Origin of the sequence: Lentzea sp. NBRC 102530 (genome assembly GCF_030269365.1) — a bacterium.
Lineage (GTDB): Bacteria > Actinomycetota > Actinomycetes > Mycobacteriales > Pseudonocardiaceae > Lentzea.
Genome location: NZ_BSTF01000005.1, coordinates 357282 through 372769 on the forward strand (window position 1 = coordinate 357282; position 15488 = coordinate 372769).

Sequence of the window (15488 nt, forward strand, 5' to 3'; positions counted from 1 at the left end):
ATTCGTGACCGCCCTCTCTCGTTGGTCCTTTCGGGTGTTTTGCCAGGTAGAGTGCCGCCTCGGAATGCGGACACTGCTCATCGACAACTACGACTCGTTCACGTTCAACCTCTTCCAGCACCTCGCCGAGGTGAACGGCGCCGAGCCCGTGGTCGTCCACAACGACGACCCGCGCTTCCGGCTGTCCGCGCTGAGGTCGTTCGACAACGTCGTGATCTCGCCCGGCCCCGGCCGACCGGGAAATCCCGCCGACTTCGGCATCTGCCGCGCGGTGATCGACCACGCCGAGATCCCGTTGCTGGGCGTGTGCCTGGGACACCAAGGACTTTGTCTGTCGTACGGCGCCACTGTCGGCCCTGCGCCCGTGCCGCGGCATGGAATCGTCTCGCCGGTTACACACACGGGCGTCGATGTGTTCGCAGGGCTGCCGTCGCCGTTGAACGTCGTGCGCTACCACTCGTTGGCCGTCACCGATCTGCCGTCCGCTCTGGAACCCGTCGCGTGGAGCGACGACTCCGTCCTGATGGGTGTGCGCGCTCTGGACAGACCCGCGTGGGGTCTTCAGTTCCACCCCGAGTCGATCTGCACGGACGCGGGGCGCGAGATGCTCGCGAACTTCGCCGCGCTGACGCCCACGCGGACCGCCGCCGTTCCGGAACCGCCTCAGGTTCGTCCGGCGCCTCAGCAGCGCCCAGTGCACGTCCGGAAGCTCGCTGTGGCCGTCGACGCGGAACAGGCGTTCGCGGCGCTCCACGGCGCTTCTGGGGCCGCGTTCTGGCTGGACAGCGGGACCGGGGGCAGGTTCTCGTTCCTCGGTGACGCCTCCGGGCCGCTCGCCCGCGTCGCGCAGTACTCGGTGGCGGACCGCGTGCTGACCCTCGACGGCGTCCCGCAGGCGTGCGAGTCGTTCTTCGGCTGGCTCGACGAGGACGTGGCGCGGTGGACCGTCGAGCAGCCAGACGTGCCGTTCGACTTCGCGCTCGGCTGGGTCGGCTACCTCGGGTACGAGCTGAAGGCGGAGTGCGGCGGCGACTTCGCCCACCGCGCGGAACAGCCGGACGCGTCGTTCGTCTTCGCGGACCGGGCCGTCGTTCTCGATCACGCCGATGATTGCGTCTATTTGCTGTCGTTGAGCGAGGACGCGTGGTTCGACGAGGTTTCCGCACTTCTGGTTCGTCTGTCGCCATTGACCGAACCTTCGAGGCCGGTCGTGTCCGAGGTGACGTTGCGGCATCCGCGCGCGCACTACCTGAAGCTGATCGCCGCGTGCCAGGAAGCGATCACGGCGGGGGAGACGTACGAGGCTTGTCTGACGAACATGATGTCGTGGCGTGCCTCGCTCGACCCGTGGGACACTTATCGGCTGCTTCGCGCCGCAAATCCCGTTCCGTTCGGGGCGTTGCTGCGTTTCGGTGACCTCTCCGTGCTCAGCACGTCACCCGAACGATTTATCCGGGTGGGCCGAGATGGCGTGGTGGAGTCATCGCCGATCAAGGGCACGCGTCCCCGGGGCGTTGATGAGGCATCCGACGAGATGTTGCGCACAACGTTGGCGCGATCGGTCAAGGACCGCGCGGAGAACCTGATGATCGTGGACCTGGTCCGCAACGATCTCGGCACGTGCGCGGAAGTCGGTTCGGTCGAGGTGACGCGGTTGTTCGACGTCGAGAGCTACGCGACCGTACACCAATTGGTGAGCACCGTGCGGGCCCGACTTCGGCCGGACAGTTCTACCGTCCGATGTGTTCGGGCAGCGTTTCCCGGTGGTTCCATGACCGGTGCGCCGAAGATCCGGACCATGCAGATCCTGGATGGGTTGGAAGCCGGTCCACGTGGGGTGTACTCGGGAGCGCTCGGTTACTTCTCGCTCAACGGAGCCGCCGACTTCAGCATCGTCATCCGAACCCTGGTCGCGAACTCCGACCAGGTGAGTTTCGGGGTGGGCGGAGCGGTCATCTCGCTGTCCGACCCGGACGAGGAATTCGAGGAGACAGCGGTCAAGGCCGCTGCCGTGTTACGCCTGTTCGGAGCGCACTTTCCCGACAGATGAACCGAGCGTTCCGGGGATAGTGTGAACGAACCGGGATGTGGTGGGCTCAAGGGTTTAACACGTCGGCCGGCGGCCCGGCCGACGTGTGGAAACCTCGCGTGTTCGCGCAGGTCAGGAGGCGTGCGCTTCCTGGAACTGCACGACCAGGTTCTGCGGAATGCGACCGCGGTCGGAGATCTGGTGACCCTGAGCGCGAGCCCAGTCGCGAATGCGCTGCGCCTCTGCCTTGTCGGTCGCCTTCACCGTGGACTTGCCGGTGCCCTTGCGCTGCTTGCGGCCGCCCGCACGGCGAGCCTTGGCGACGAAGTCCGCCAGCGACTCACGAAGCCGCTCCGCATTTCCCTTCGACAGGTCGATGGCGTACTCGACACCGTCAAGTGCGAAGGTCACGGTCTCGTCGGCTTCTCCGCCGTCGAGGTCGTCGATGAGTTGGACGACGGTCTGCTGTGCCACTGTTCCTCCGTTGGGTACTCACATAGCACGCGGATCCTCGACGTAACCACGTGCTTCGACAACACCATAGTCCACACGAGGAAAAACGGCGAACCTTTCGCCGCTAAAATGTGACCCCAACCGCCCGGTCGGGGCATTTCCGGGGTAAACCACACGGGTGTTATGGGTCCAAAATGTGCAGCTAGTCGTCTCACTTCGGCCCGTTGCTGGGCTTGCCGGACGCTTCCCCATTCCCGCTGACGGAGCAGTGGTCGCACATAACGCACCGCCAACCGGTGCGGGTATCCTCGACATACCCGCACGGGGTAGGGAAGGTCAGGAGCCGATGCACGGGTACACCGCGGACAAGGACGCATACCTCAAGCGACTGCGCCGCATCGAGGGACAGATCCGCGGCCTCCAGCGCATGGTCGAGAACGACGAATACTGCATCGACGTCCTCACCCAGATCTCCGCGGCCACGAAGGCCCTGCAGGCCGTGTCGCTGGGGTTGCTCGACGAGCACCTCAAGCATTGTGTGGCCCAAGCCGCGGCGGAAGGCGGCGCGGTGGCCGAGGAGAAGCTCGCCGAGGCGTCGGCGGCGATCGGCAGGCTGGTCAAGTCGTAGGGGGTCCCTGGACAAACCCCTTGGACTGATCCGCTAGAGTTCACCCTGCTACGCCCCCGTAGCCCAATCGGCAGAGGCAGCGGACTCAAAATCCGTCCAGTGTGCGTTCGAGTCGCACCGGGGGCACGGACTTCGGGCGAGGTATGTCTGCGGAAAGCGCAGACCATGCCTCGCCCGTGGTGTTTTCTGGGGGCCGAGCCCCCAGACCCCCAGCCGGGCGCTGCGCCCCGGACCCCGCTTCGGGTCTTCGCTTCGCTCGACCCGTCCTGTGTGGGCCATTCCATTGTGGAATCGGTGAATCACTGTTGCTCGGGTGGGATGTGCGTGTAAGGCGTGCCGTCGTAATGAAGTTGAGTATTGGTCTTGGCTCCGCCCGTTGCGCGGTGGTCCCTCCGTCGTTGATCAAGGCCGAACGGCGGATGTGAGCGGTGCTGGGCGCCGCTACGGTTCGTGCTGGATTGCATGAACGTGTGCGGGAGTCCTTCGGTGTTTCGGAAGTCCTTGTCTCTTCTCGTGGTTCTGCTGGTGTGCGCGTGCACGACCGAGAGCCCGTCACGTCCGGTGTCGGCGCCGGTGCAGCTCCAGGTGCCGACCCTGATCAACGACTCGCGCGGCGAGGTGTCCGCCACCGTGCGCGCGGTGGTGGACGGCCGCACCATCGAACTGGACGGCGGCGAACGCGTCCGCATCTCCCAGCTCGCCCAGCCCGCCGACTGCTGGGCCCCCGGCGCCCGCGCGTTCGCCGAGAAGTGGTTGCTCGCCAAGGCGGTCCGCGTCAGCGCCATGACCCCGGGCGAGGTCAACCTCCGCCTCGAGGACGGCACCGACTACGCGTTGCTGGCGGTGCGGGAGGGCATCCTCCGCGCCCAAGACGCCGCGGGTTCCCTGGTCGAAGCCGAACTGGCCGCCGCCCGCGACGACCGGGGCCTCTGGGGCGCCCCGTGCAACGGCATGGACGCCACCCCTTCTTCCACTGCGACGACGACCACCTCCACCGCCCCGTCGCAACAACAGCCCGACCCTTCACAGCAGGCCGTCACCACGACCACCCCGCCGCCCCCGATCGTGACGACCCAGCCGCCCCCGCCCCCGTGCGCCGTGAGCTACCGCGCCGACAACCAGTGGCAGGGCGGCTTCCAGGCCCAGATCACCATCAGGAACACCGGCCGCACCCCGATCAACGGCTGGTCCCTGAGCTGGACCTTCGCCGACGGCCAGACCGTCCGCGACATGTGGAACGCCTCCGCCTCCCAGCGCGGCTCCGCGGTCACCGCCACCGCCGCCGACCACAACCGCGCCATCCAGCCGGGCGCCGAAGCCTCGCTCGGTTTCCTGGGCTCCTCTCGGGGTCGCAACACCTCGCCGGACTCGTTCACCCTGAACGGCGCGGCCTGCACGACGTCCTGATCGCCGGGCGCCGACTGTTGGCGCCGGCAGCACCCCGTGGCAAGATAAATTAGTAATTTACTACTGATTTGATCGCGCCGGGGATGAACAGTGCAGGTCACAAGGGTCGTGCCGCTGTACGCCGAGGTGGACCACCACCTCGGCGGCCGCTGGACCTCGCTCCGCACGGACCACCGGGAGTGGCTCTGGCACCGCCCTGACCCAGCCCGGGCCGGGGCAAGCCCGAACGCCGCCTTCGTGGACGCGGGCGGCCTGGAGGAGTGCGTCCCGACCGTCCGGGGCCTGCCCGACCACGGCGACGCCTGGAGCCGCCCCTGGCGGGAAACCCCCGACGGGGCCCAGGTGGACTGTCCTGACTTCACCCTCACCCGCGCCCTCGGCTCCGAAGCCGGCGCGATCGTCGCCGACTACGAGCTGCGCGCCACCCCCGGCTATCGCTTCGTCTGGGCCGCCCACGCCCTCCTCGACGTGAGCCCGTTTGCCCGTTTGGCCGCTCCGCCCGGCACTTCCGTGCTGATCACCGATCCGGTTCCCGCCCCACGCCTCTGGCCTGCGGGCCTCGACGCGCTCGGCCCCGACGACGGCACCGCCACCGGCGCGGTCCTCGAACGTGGGCAGATCCGCGTCGTGGACGGAGAGCAGCAACTCGACCTCCGCGTCGAGTGCGCCGATCAGCCCGTCTCGATCGCGTTGTGGCGCAACCTGAGGGGCTGGCCCGAAGACGATCCGTACCGCAGCATCGGCGTGGAACCCATGCTCGGGCGCACCTTCGACCGCGCGGACACCAGCCGTCCGGTCGCGGTGGTGCCCGCGTCGGGATCGGTGCGCTGGCGGCTGACGATCACCGCTCTCGTGGGAGGAACCGCATGACCGACGTGCTCACCCTGGGCGAGACCATGGGGGCGTTCCGCGCCGCCGGTCCGTTCCGCCTGGGAGGGACCGCGGAGCTGACCGTCGCCGGCGCCGAGTCGAACGTGGCCATCGGTCTCGCGCGCCTCGGCCACGCCGTGCGCTGGACGGGGGTGACGGGCGCCGACGAGATCGGGTCGCTCGTCCGCCGCACGCTGCTGGCCGAACAGGTGGACGTCCAGGCCGCCCGGACCACCCCGGACGCGTCGACCGGGCTGATCCTCTTCGAACCGCGCACCGCCGACATCACCCGGGTCCTCTACTACCGCAAGGGGTACGCGGGGTCGCGACTGTCCGTTGAGGACGTCCGGCGCTCGTTCGACCTGGGCGTGCCGCGGATCGTGCACGTCACGGGAATCACGCCCGCGCTGAGCGGGTCCGCGCTCGCCGCCGTGACCGAGGCGGTCCACCTGGGCAGGCAGACCGGCAGCACCGTCAGCCTCGACGTCAACTTCCGCTCGAAGCTCTGGACCGCGACGCAGGCAGCCGAGACCATCAGGCCGTTGCTCGAGAACGTCGACGTGCTGATCGCGTCCGACGACGAGCTCCCCATCGCCGGCGACCACGAGGTGCCCGAGGTCGTGGTGAAGCACGGCGCGGACGGCGCGACCGTGCACACGCCGGACGGTTCGTGGTCGGCCGAGGCCCACCGCGTCACCGTCGCCGACACCACCGGCGCGGGCGACGCGTTCGTGGCCGGCTACCTCTCCGCGCGCCTCGACGGCCTCGACCCCGGCGACCGCGTCCGGCGCGGCAACGCCGTGGCCGCCTTCGCCGTCGCGACACCGGGCGACTGGCAGGGCCTGCCCACCCGGACCGACCTGGAACTGCTGGACCTGCAAGCGGGGAGCACCGTCCGATGACGTTGACGCAGTGGAACTTCGAACAGCTCGAACTGGGCGAAGGCGCCCGCTGGATCAACGGCAGGCTGGTGGTCGTGGACCTGCTGGCAGGCCGCGTCCTCGAAACACGCGGCACCGTCCCGGCCCCGTTCACCGAACTGGCCACCCTCCCGGCACCCGTCGGCGCCGTCGCCCCGGTGCGGGGCCGCGACGAACTCATCGCCGCCACCGGAACAGGCGCAGGCCTCCTGAACGGCCCGCGGCAACAGGAGTTCGCGGGCGAGGGCATGCGCGTCAACGACGCCGTGGCCGACCCCCAAGGCCGCTTCTGGGTCACCACCATGGCCTACGACACCGAACCGGGCACCGGCGCCCTGCACCGCCTCGGCACGCCCGCGCCAGTCCTCAAAGGACTGACGATCCCCAACGGCCCGGCGTTCTCCCCGGACGGCAGGCACCTCTACCTGGCCGACAGCGCCCGCGGCACCGTTCACCGCTTCGACGTGGGCCGCGACGGCGAACTGGGCGCCCGCCGAGTCTTCGTGCACACCCCCAACCACACCCCGGACGGCATGACCACAGACGTGATCGGCAACGTCTGGATCGCATTCTGGGGAGCCTCGGTCGTCCGCCGCTACCGCCCCGACGGCCGCCTGGACCGCGAGGTGACCCTGCCCGCCCGCCAGCCCACGAGCGTCTGCCTGGGCGGCCCCGACCTGAGCCGCCTCTTCATCACCACCGCGAAGCACGGCCTGCGCCGGCCGAGCCTGCACGACGGCGCCCTCTTCGCCGTGGACGTGGACGTGCCAGGCCGCCCGGCGGACGAGTACGTCCCGTCGTCGGACACCCGGACCACTGCCGAGTAGCGGCGATGTCCTCCGTTCCGGTGATGGGCACCGGAACGGCCAATGCGGGGCGGATGTTTGGGGCCGTCCTTGGTACGGTGGTCCGACAATAGGCCACCGAAGTCCGACAGGAGACTTGAGTCCCGGAGCTGCCATGGGCGACCCGAACCCTGACGGACGGATCGCGCGGTCCGACGCGCGGAACGTGGTGCGCACCGTGACGGGCAACGCGGTGCAGATCGGCTCGCTGACGGGTGATCTCGTCGTGCACCAGCCCGGGGGCTCCTTCGATCGGCCTCGCCAGGTCCCGCCGACGCCGCGGGGGTTCGTCGATCGCGAAACCATTTTGTCTACTTTGGACAAACTGCTGCTGGGGGGTTCGTCGGCACCCAGGCAGTTCGTCGTGATCAGCGGCCTGGCGGGTGTCGGCAAAACCGCCGTCGTTCGACGATGGGTGCACGAGTGGGCTGAGCGCTTCTCCGGGGGACAGTTCTACGTCGACTACGCGGCGGTCCGCACCGATTCCGGTGCTCCGGTGAACGACGCACTGGCCGACTGCCTGCTGGCGCTCGGCGTGCAGCACGAACACATTCCGGCCACGCTTTCCTCTCGGGCGAACCTGTTCCGGACGATGACCGCTACGGCGCCGGTGCTCGTCGTGCTCGACGACGTCACGGAACCCGCCCAAGTACCACCATTCCTGCCGAACTCGAACGGCAGCGTCGTCCTCGTCACGAGCAGCGACAGGCTATCCGAGCTCGCGTTGGACGGTGCGCACCTGCTCGTGCTGGAGCCGCTCGACGAAAGGAGCGGCCTGGCGTTGTTGCGGGAACTCTGCGGCCCGGCGCGAGTGCTGGCCGAGGCTCAGGTGGCGACGAAGCTCGTGGGGTTCTGCGCCGGGCTGCCCGTGGCGCTGCGCATCGTCGCCGCGCGGTTGATGTCCCGGCCGCAGCTGACGATCGCCTGCCTCGCAGGCGAGCTCGCGGACGAGACCACAAGGCTGGCGGCCTTCTCATTGCGAGGTGAACCGCTCGTGTCTGCTGTGTTCGACAACGCCTACCGCACACTTCCGGCTGAAGCAGCGGCTCTCTACCGCGGCCTGGGGATCGCTCCGATGAGGAAGGTCAGCGTCGAGGTGGCCTCGGTCGTGCTCGACCTCCCCCTGGCTCGGGCGAAGCGCTCGCTGGACGTGCTCGTCGACGCTTCGTTCCTGGACGAGTTGCCCGGCAACGGATTCACGATGCACGACCTCGTCCGGTTGCACGCACGAGAACGCTCGATGGACGAAGACTCGGCTGAGCGACGGGAATCGGTGCTCGACCGCATCCGCACCCACTACCTGCGCAAGTCCGCGTTCGCGGACCGCGCGGTGATGGGAAAGCGCATGCGCATCGCGGATCTGGGGCACCTGCTCGAAGGTGAACCCGACCCGTTCCCCGGCGAGGCGGGCAAGGCCGCGGCGCTCGAGTGGTTGTGCGACGAGCGGGGCAACCTGCTCGCTGTCCTGCACGCGCTGGCGGATCAGGGCTGGGACGACTCGGCCTGGCAGCTTTGCGAGTCGCTGCACGCGTTGTACCTCAACCGGCGTTTCCTCGACGACTGGGTCGAGGCCAGCGAGATCGGGGCGGCGGCCGCAGATCGCGCGGGCAACGCGGCTGCGGAGGCGAGGCTGCTCAGCGTCGTGTCGAGGGCGTACACCGAACTGGGGGAGCTGGACCTCGCCCGGACGCGCCTCGAACGAGCGCTGGTGCTGGCCGAACGGTCCGAGCACACCGTTCTGATCGCCTCGGTGTGGGAGTTCACCGGCAGATATCGGGATCGAGTCGATCCGGGCAGTTCCGCCGAGGCCTATCAACGCGCGATCGAACGCAACACCGAAGCCGGTGAACGGAGAGGAGTCGCGCTGGCCACGTACTTCCTCGGCTGCGCCATCAGTTCGGGCGGAGACCAGACGGCGGCTTTGGAAGTCCTCCAACGCGCTCACCGGTTGTTGCTCGAAGTGAATGACGTCCGCATGGCGGGTCGAGGCTCCATCAGCCTGGGCGTCGCCCATTTCCGCAGCGGTGACAGCGCGGCGGCCAGGCGCGAACTGGAACGCGCGGTCGGCGTGTTCACCAGTTCCAAGGCCGCGCATTACGAGGCGGAGGCCAGAGAGGCTCTCGCCGAGGTGGCCGAGCACGAGGGAGATCTGCGCTCAGCGCGGGAGAACCTGACCAGGGTGCTGCACATCCGCCGGGCCAGTGGTGCACCGAACCTCGAGGGTCTCGTCGCCCACCTGCAGAGGTTGACCGTCTAGACCGGGGTCACGGTCATCGTGGCCACACCCAGGCTGGTGCGCAGCGTGAACTCACCGCGCAGCTCCTGTTTCGCGACGACGAGCGAATAGCAGGCGGCCGCGAGCATCCGCGCGGGCAACGCCCTGTCACAGCTCACCTGGAACCGGCGTCCGTCCCGCGCCAGGAGTTCGCTGCTGCCGTCATCCCGGAGCACCCCCACGACCCGGCAGCCCGGGTACCGCTGGGACAGCTCCGCCAGGTGAGCCTTGGTGGAGCAGGCGGAGGCGGGCGTCGGGTCGACTATGACGGAAGCGTTGTCGTAGCGCTTCAGGAGGTTTCCGCCGACTTCGGCGAGGAGCCGTTCTCCGGTGAGGCGGAGCTTCTCGCGAAAGGGGGCGAGGTAGAGATCGCCAGTGACTTCCGTGCCGTCGACCCGGAAGTCGAACCTGAAGTAGTGCGCCGCGTGGAGGTACGGCTCGGGCGCCGGTGCCGAACGCACCTCGAACTCGCGTGGCTGGGCCTTCTTCTTGGCAGTGCGGAAGCAGAGGTCGCGCAGGAGTCCGGCCGACCGTCCGGGGTGGGTGATCAGCCGCTCGACCAGGTGGGCTGCCCTGGAGTGGTCGTGCCGTTCGATCTCGGCCTCGATCTGCTCCCGCAGGTCGAGGCCGAGGACGATGGGCCGTGCCATGCCGTTGCCCAGGTCGGCCATCACGGTGCCAGGTACGACGTTCTTGCTGAAGGTGGCGAGCAGCAGCGGGATGTCCATCATCGCGCTGTAGAGGCTCGTCGAGCCGAAGTCGCCGATCACCAGGTCGCTGGCGAGAACCGTCGCGTGCCAGCCCGCCGCTGTCGGGATGACCATCAGCCTGCCGGACTCGATGTGGGGCTTCAGTCTCCGCAGGATCTCGCTGGTGCCCTCGTAAGACCAGACGGCGGGGTGCAGGAAGATCGCCAGCCGGTAGCGCTCGCACGGCAGTTGGGCGAGGAGCAGGTCGATCAGTCCGGCTCGCCGGCCGAACAGGGAGCTGCGGCCCCAGGTCGAGCTCAACGTGATGAGGCGCTGGTCCTCGGTGACTCCCAGGGCCTTCCGGTAGTTCGAGCGCTCACCGCGGCTGGCGCACAGGAGGTCGAAGTTGCTGTCTCCCACGAAAGCGGTTCTGCCGACGGTGTGCTCGCAGGCCTCGGCCAACTGGCGAACCTGATCGGGGTGGGTGACCGTCTGCGTGGTCTGGCCGGTCACCAGGCCTTCCGGCCGGGCGAGGCCGGCGAGCCGGTACTCGCCGGTCTCGCGGTTCTTCACGAACTTGTGAAACCCCACGCCGTGCAGGAGGACGAGGATGGGCGTCGGCGCGAAGGGGAGGGGATCGATCCACTCGCTGGTGGTGAGGATCACATCCCGACGGCCTGTCGCTGCGGCGGAGTAGGGGATCGGCTTGATCTCCTTGGCGCGGAGCCAATCGTCGATCTCCCGCCTGAACCGGGAGCCGGGGCAGATGACCCACACGAGTTTGACCTCGGGATCGCCCTCGAACACCCGCAGCTCCTGGTGGAGCTGGATCGCGGAGACGAGCGTCCGCGTGAAGCAGTAGATGATCAGCTCGCTGGAGCAGGTCTCCCAGTCGAGTGCGTCGTGAGCGGCGGGGCCCAGATCGGGCGGGTCATGGTCCACAGCGTTCACCGGTCACGCGAGATGTTCGGCCGCGCAGGGCGGCCGGCAGCCGGTGGGCGAGATCTCGCAGTGCCGGTGAGGACACTCGCGAGTCTCGGTCCGCGAGTGTCTGCAACGGTGGTCTTGACATGGTGGTCCACAGCATCGTGCAACCTGCCCTCGGTTCGCGTGTCCAGTTCCCCGAGGCCCAGCATATCTTCAAATCAAAGATTCATGAAGTTCGAGTTGCAGGTTTCGGTCCAAACATCAGCTGGGTTGACGGTCGACTTGCAGCGCGAACGCGAGTGCACCGAGCGGGCCTGCGAGCATCCCCAGCTCAGACAGCTTCACCTCGGTGGGGCTCACGTGCTTGAACATGCCCTCCAGTGCGTTCTGCTGGAAGGTCTCGCTGGCGGGAACGACCACGAGGTCGCCCGCCTGGCCGAGTTCACCCCCGATCACGACGAGTTCGGGATTGATGATGTTGCAGACCCTGGCCAGTGCCAGGCCGATGTTGTCGGCGGCGATCTTCAGCACCGTTCGGCACACCTTGTTGCCGGTCTTCGCGCGGTTGATGAGGTTCTCGAGGTTGTTGGGAAGGTTGACGCGGTGTCCCGTGTAAGCGATGCGGACCTGCTCGACCAGCCTTGCTCCGCCGACGAGCGTCTCCAGGCAACCGCGGCTGCCGCAACGGCACACGTCGCCACGCGGGTCCATCGTGAGGTGACCGATCTCGCCGGCGAGGCCATGCCGTCCGCGGGTGATCGCTCCGGCGATTATGAGCCCCGCGCCGATGCCGGCGGACGACTTCACGAAGAGCAGGGTCTCGCGGTCCCGGCCGTGTCCGTAGAGGTGCTCGCCGAAGGCCGCGAAGTTGCACTCGTTGTCGGGGATGACCGGGACTTTCGGGAAGCTCTCCTCGAACCACTGCATCGGGTTGCCCTGCAGGTCCCAGTCGAGGGAGGAAGCGACCTGCGAGATCTCGCCGCTGCGGGGGTCGATGGCCGCGGGGATGCCGAGCCCGATGGACACGACGTGCTCAGTGCTGAGGCCGGTTCGTGCCACCAGGTCCCGGATCATCAAAACGCATTCGCGGCGCCACGCGTCCATGCCCTGGGTCGCTCCGAAGTTCACCGTGCTGTCCAGTGTTTCCTCGGAGTCGACGCACCGGACGGCGACCGTCAGTCTGTCGTGCCCGACCTCGACGCCCACCGCCACGCCGCGCACCGATCCGATGCTGATGCGTTTGCCTCGTTCACCGTCGCTCCCGTCGACGCGGAACACGTTGTCGGCCTCGAGTTCCTGCACGACGCCTGAGACAGTGCCCTGGGACAGGTGTGTGCGCTTGGCGATCTGCACCTGTGTCGAGGGCTGTGCCATTACCGCGCGGATGACCCTTCGCTTGTTGCCTTCGCGGACCGAGTCGGGCCTCGTGCTCAGCAACTCGCGCGCGTCATGCACCCTGCCGTCTTGTGAAGTCATCAGCACCCAATCAAGTCTATCTTAGTGTATCTTCAAGTTGAAGCAGGGTTGGTTGCAAGATCGTATACACATGTCCCGCCTCGCGTAATCCTGGGTAGCTTTTTGAAGCTAAGACCATAACGGCTAGGCTGGCGGACCGCATACGAAGCTGGCTGGGCTCTACCAGAATGGAACTTGGGCTCCAGTTGAGTTCGATCCGGTCGCGGAGTTGGTTTGTCCACTCCTGCGACATGCCGGCGCTCGCACTTCCCCCACTCGGCCCTTCAGGGACCGGCGCGAGGCCCGTAGGCTGTTGCTGAAAGTCACTTGGCGCGAACTCTCCGGATTTACCTAGGGGGCGAATGGCCATGACCAGCGATGATGATGGCTTCCCCGAAGTCGAGGACCCCCAGATTTCGCTCTACGAGCCACCGGCCGTCTTCGATGCCGGAAAAGTCGTGCAGGTGACTCGCGGCAGTTCCAGTGGCTCCGGTGACGCCAGTGGGCAGTCGTTCAGCTGATCGGCCGAGCCGTGCGGGACCCGGGACGGGCCGGCGGCAGCCGGGTGTCGATCGACCGCGGCGGGTGCCGCGTCGTCCGGGGCCGGGATCTCGCCACCGTCCTCATCGGACACTGCTTCGCGAGCGATGACCTCGTGCGAGCCCGAAGTGGCGACCTCCGCGCACTGATGTCGTTGCCTGGTGCGTACTCCGCTGTGGTGGTCCGTGATCGGCAGGTCGTTCTCGCGTCTGATGCCTCGGCCCAGTTTCCACTTTACGTGTCCACTTCCGGAGACGACGTTGTGTTCAGTTCGCGTGCGCACGCAGTGGCTGAGCAGGCCGGGGTCCGGTTGGACCTGGCCCATCTGGCCGCGCAGATCGTGTGCCCGCTGGTTCCTGAGTTGCTGGTGAGCAGGACCGCTTTTCAAGGTGTACAGCAACTTGAACCGGGTGCGGCCTTGAGGTGGGGCGCCGGTGGGATGAGTCGGACCACTGCCACGTCATTGACGGCCGTGGCGGACACGACTCTCGCTGACTGCGCCGAACAGTTGAGAGAGTGTCTGCGCATTGCCGTGTCGGCGAGAACTTCCATTGACTCCAAGATGTCCTCGGACTTCAGCGGCGGCCTGGATTCCACGTCACTCGCATTTCTGGCGGCACTCGACAACGACAAGGTTCCTGTTGTCACATATGCACAAGACGGAGCGCCGGTCGATGACGACCTGAGGCACGCGCAGCTGTGCGGGCGGCTCGACCCGAGGCTGAAGCCCCACGTCGTGATGGGCGAAGGGGAGCACCTTCCGTACCAGAGTTGGTCGTCCTCGGCCGATCTGCCACATCCGAGCTACCTGGCTATGGGCCCGACCAGACTGCGCGTGGCTGCGGCCGCTTCGCTCGGTGCCCAGGTGCATCTGGTCGGGGAGGGCGGCGACCTCGTACTCGGTGCACCACTCGCCTATTTCGTGGATCTTGCCCGGCGCAGGGACTTCGTGACGTTGTGGCAGCGCTGTTCTGCCTGGGGGAGGTTGCGGCAACGATCGCCTCTCGCGCTGTTCAGGAAGTCCGTGGCGCTGGCGACGACGAGTCGGCGACAGGGCCTGACGGGGTTCGCCAGGCGGCTGGAACGGGCGTACCCCGAGTCGTTCGTGCCGTCCTGGGAAGAGCACAACATCGCCTCGTGGGGCGCGCCGCTGTGCGATTGGCTGGCGCCGAAGGCACGTGAGGCGCTCGCCGGACAGTTGATCGCGGCGGCCGATGACGACGACCGCATGGACGCGTGCGACCGGGCGACGCTCGTGCAGTTGGACTTCGCGGGAGCCACGCAGCGAGCTGTGCGGGAAACCGGCGCGGAACGGGGTGTGGAGGTGCACGCGCCTTTCCTGGACTCCGAGGTGGTGCGGGTGTGCCTGAGTCTGCCCGCGTGGCTGCGGTGTGACCCTGCCAGTCCGAAACCGTTGCTGCGCAAGGCGTTGGCGGGTGTGGTGCCGCAGGCGGTGTTCAGCAGGCGGACCAAGGGCGATTACACGGCTACCTCCTATCAGGGTCTGCGGCGCAATCTGAACGCGTTGAGGAAGACGCTCGACGAGCCGATCAGTGCGGAGATCGGGCTGATCGATCCGGTTCGGGTGCGGCGGGCGCTGGAACGGGCGGCGCGGGGACTGGCGACGGCGTGGGCCCCGCTCAACCAGGTGCTGGCCGTCGAGTTGTGGCTGCGCGAGCTGACCAGGAGTGACGTCGATGTCTGACTTCGTGGTTCCGTCCAGCGTGCATGTGACGCGTGGTGAGCGCGGGGACATGGTTCTGCTCAACGCTCACACCGGGCAGTGGCACCTGCTGAACGAGACCGGGCGGGTCGTGTTCGACGAGCTTCGGCGCACTGGAGACCTCGGGTGTGCGGTAACGGCGTTGGAGGAGCGCTTTCCCGCTGTCGACGCCGACGCGTTGCGGGTCGACGTGGACCGGCTGGTGACCGATCTCGTGGAACGGGACCTCCTCCGGCTGGCGCGGCACGCGGGCGGGGTGTCCGTCGCGTTGCCGGAGCGGCAGGACGTCTCCGCAGGGCCGGGGAGCAGGGCGTTGGCGGTGGGGTGTCTGCTCGTGGCTGTGGTGCTGTTGAGGTTGCCGTTGCGGGCGTCGATCGCCGTCGTGCTCCGGCTCAAGCGGAACCTGGTGCGCCGGCCCGCGACCGTCACCGAAGGCCTGGCGGTGCTCGAACTCGCGCACGCGATGAGCCGCTGGTTCCCCGGACGGATGGCGTGCATGGAGTTGTCGCTCACGACGGTGCTGATGGGTGCGGCAAGGCGGCAAGGGCTCGAGTGGTGCTTCGGGCATTCGCGCGATCCGCTGACTTTTCATTCATGGGTCGAGTCCGGAGGAGTGGTCGTGCAGCGCGGCGACGACGAACCGGTGGCCGACACCTACCAGCGGGTGCTGGCGGTCTGAGGACGCTGCTGTGGGCTGATCTGCCGTCAGCAGAGAAAGCGGCGGAGC

At 67.7% G+C, this 15488-nt stretch carries 13 protein-coding genes and 1 tRNA gene; 11 read left to right on the forward strand and 3 right to left on the reverse strand.

Annotated features, from left to right (window positions below; genetic code table 11):
* Window positions 1-64: 64 nt before the first annotated feature.
* The gene (gene pabB / locus QSK25_RS16015) at window positions 65-2050 is read left to right on the forward strand and encodes an aminodeoxychorismate synthase component I (RefSeq protein WP_285639087.1); all 1986 of its coding nucleotides are present in this window, start codon (window positions 65-67) and stop codon (window positions 2048-2050) included.
* A 111-nt stretch (window positions 2051-2161) separates the two neighbouring features.
* On the opposite strand, the gene QSK25_RS16020 is transcribed toward pabB, so the two are convergent.
* Complete coding sequence (locus tag QSK25_RS16020) at window positions 2162-2503, reverse strand: histone-like nucleoid-structuring protein Lsr2 (protein ID WP_053737894.1); 342 nt, start codon at window positions 2501-2503, stop codon at window positions 2162-2164.
* Window positions 2504-2828: 325 nt separating this feature from the next.
* On the opposite strand from QSK25_RS16020, the gene QSK25_RS16025 reads away from it, so the two are divergent.
* From QSK25_RS16025 to QSK25_RS16055, 7 genes are all read left to right on the forward strand, one after another.
* Window positions 2829-3110: a metal-sensitive transcriptional regulator gene (locus tag QSK25_RS16025; protein ID WP_090067635.1), complete on the forward strand. Its 282-nt coding sequence runs from the start codon at window positions 2829-2831 to the stop codon at window positions 3108-3110.
* A 52-nt stretch (window positions 3111-3162) separates the two neighbouring features.
* Window positions 3163-3236 (forward strand) — tRNA-Leu (locus QSK25_RS16030).
* Between the two features lie 387 nt (window positions 3237-3623).
* Complete coding sequence (locus QSK25_RS16035) at window positions 3624-4517, forward strand: cellulose-binding domain-containing protein (RefSeq protein ID WP_285639092.1); 894 nt, start codon at window positions 3624-3626, stop codon at window positions 4515-4517.
* Window positions 4518-4607: 90 nt separating this feature from the next.
* Complete coding sequence (locus QSK25_RS16040) at window positions 4608-5387, forward strand: hypothetical protein (protein WP_285639094.1); 780 nt, start codon at window positions 4608-4610, stop codon at window positions 5385-5387.
* Window positions 5384-6289 (forward strand): sugar kinase, encoded by a 906-nt coding sequence (locus QSK25_RS16045; RefSeq protein WP_285639096.1) that lies wholly within the window; start codon window positions 5384-5386, stop codon window positions 6287-6289. The genes QSK25_RS16040 and QSK25_RS16045 overlap by 4 nt, the downstream gene beginning before the upstream one ends.
* On the forward strand, window positions 6286-7134 hold the full coding sequence (locus tag QSK25_RS16050) for an SMP-30/gluconolactonase/LRE family protein (protein ID WP_285639098.1): 849 nt from the start codon (window positions 6286-6288) through the stop codon (window positions 7132-7134). The genes QSK25_RS16045 and QSK25_RS16050 overlap by 4 nt, the downstream gene beginning before the upstream one ends.
* Window positions 7135-7267: 133 nt before the next feature.
* The gene (locus QSK25_RS16055; protein ID WP_285639099.1) at window positions 7268-9409 is read left to right on the forward strand and encodes an AAA family ATPase; all 2142 of its coding nucleotides are present in this window, start codon (window positions 7268-7270) and stop codon (window positions 9407-9409) included.
* Here the strand turns inward: QSK25_RS16055 and QSK25_RS16060 are convergent.
* Window positions 9406-11058 (reverse strand): hypothetical protein, encoded by a 1653-nt coding sequence (locus tag QSK25_RS16060; protein ID WP_285639100.1) that lies wholly within the window; start codon window positions 11056-11058, stop codon window positions 9406-9408. The two genes, QSK25_RS16055 and QSK25_RS16060, sit on opposite strands and share 4 nt — an antisense overlap.
* Window positions 11059-11304: 246 nt before the next feature.
* Window positions 11305-12519, reverse strand: a complete 1215-nt coding sequence (locus QSK25_RS16065) for an ROK family transcriptional regulator (RefSeq protein WP_285639102.1) — start codon at window positions 12517-12519, stop codon at window positions 11305-11307.
* A 341-nt stretch (window positions 12520-12860) separates the two neighbouring features.
* On the opposite strand from QSK25_RS16065, the gene QSK25_RS16070 reads away from it, so the two are divergent.
* From QSK25_RS16070 to QSK25_RS16080, 3 genes are read left to right on the forward strand one after another with little or no spacing between them, the layout of a single operon-like run.
* Window positions 12861-13019: a lasso RiPP family leader peptide-containing protein gene (locus QSK25_RS16070; protein ID WP_285639103.1), complete on the forward strand. Its 159-nt coding sequence runs from the start codon at window positions 12861-12863 to the stop codon at window positions 13017-13019.
* Between the two features lie 44 nt (window positions 13020-13063).
* Window positions 13064-14743 (forward strand): albusnodin/ikarugamycin family macrolactam cyclase, encoded by a 1680-nt coding sequence (locus QSK25_RS16075; protein WP_285639104.1) that lies wholly within the window; start codon window positions 13064-13066, stop codon window positions 14741-14743.
* Window positions 14736-15440 (forward strand): lasso peptide biosynthesis B2 protein, encoded by a 705-nt coding sequence (locus QSK25_RS16080; protein ID WP_285639105.1) that lies wholly within the window; start codon window positions 14736-14738, stop codon window positions 15438-15440. The genes QSK25_RS16075 and QSK25_RS16080 overlap by 8 nt, the downstream gene beginning before the upstream one ends.
* Window positions 15441-15488 lie beyond the last annotated feature (48 nt).

What these genes read in the sequence shown, in the direction of transcription:
- pabB (WP_285639087.1), top strand. Translation starts at nt 65, where the DNA reads ATGCGGACACTGCTCATCGACAACTACGACTCGTTCACGTTCAACCTC.
- QSK25_RS16025 (WP_090067635.1), top strand. Translation starts at nt 2,829, where the DNA reads ATGCACGGGTACACCGCGGACAAGGACGCATACCTCAAGCGACTGCGC.
- QSK25_RS16045 (WP_285639096.1), top strand. Translation starts at nt 5,384, where the DNA reads ATGACCGACGTGCTCACCCTGGGCGAGACCATGGGGGCGTTCCGCGCC.
- QSK25_RS16050 (WP_285639098.1), top strand. Translation starts at nt 6,286, where the DNA reads ATGACGTTGACGCAGTGGAACTTCGAACAGCTCGAACTGGGCGAAGGC.
- QSK25_RS16055 (WP_285639099.1), top strand. Translation starts at nt 7,268, where the DNA reads ATGGGCGACCCGAACCCTGACGGACGGATCGCGCGGTCCGACGCGCGG.
- QSK25_RS16065 (WP_285639102.1), bottom strand. Translation starts at nt 12,519, where the DNA reads ATGACTTCACAAGACGGCAGGGTGCATGACGCGCGCGAGTTGCTGAGC.
- QSK25_RS16070 (WP_285639103.1), top strand. Translation starts at nt 12,861, where the DNA reads ATGGCCATGACCAGCGATGATGATGGCTTCCCCGAAGTCGAGGACCCC.
- QSK25_RS16080 (WP_285639105.1), top strand. Translation starts at nt 14,736, where the DNA reads ATGTCTGACTTCGTGGTTCCGTCCAGCGTGCATGTGACGCGTGGTGAG.